This window comes from Virgibacillus salexigens (genome assembly GCF_014905415.1).
Classification (GTDB): Bacteria; Bacillota; Bacilli; order Bacillales; family Amphibacillaceae; genus Virgibacillus; species Virgibacillus salexigens.
Map to the genome: position 1 here is coordinate 1 of NZ_BNEO01000126.1, position 308 is coordinate 308.

1 protein-coding gene is annotated in these 308 nt (G+C 31.5%); it reads right to left on the minus strand.

Annotated elements, in window-relative coordinates; translation table 11 throughout:
- Nucleotides 1-149: TetR/AcrR family transcriptional regulator (locus JKP73_RS22525; protein ID WP_200412023.1), on the minus strand; the 149-nt coding region annotated here is incomplete at its 3' end.
- Nucleotides 150-308 lie beyond the last annotated feature (159 nt).

The following is a 308-nucleotide window of genomic DNA, read 5'->3' on the forward strand; positions in this document are numbered from 1 at the left end:
TTAAAAAATTTAAAGACATAAGGTTGAGAAATGCCCGCCTTTTCTGCAATGAGTGCAGTAGTTGTATTATAGTAACCTCTTTTTGCAAAAACCTCCAACCCTGCTTCAAGAATATCTTCCTTACGTCTTTCTTTTTTTGGTCTAGCCATACGGAACCACCTACTCATGTTTATTTATTGATTGATCAATTACATAATAACTAATATGAATACCGAATGCAACTATATGCATCAAATCTTTAGGGAAAGAAATTTGTATAAAAAGAAGTAATTATGCTCACACTTTGTGTATTTTCTATCTAAGATCTA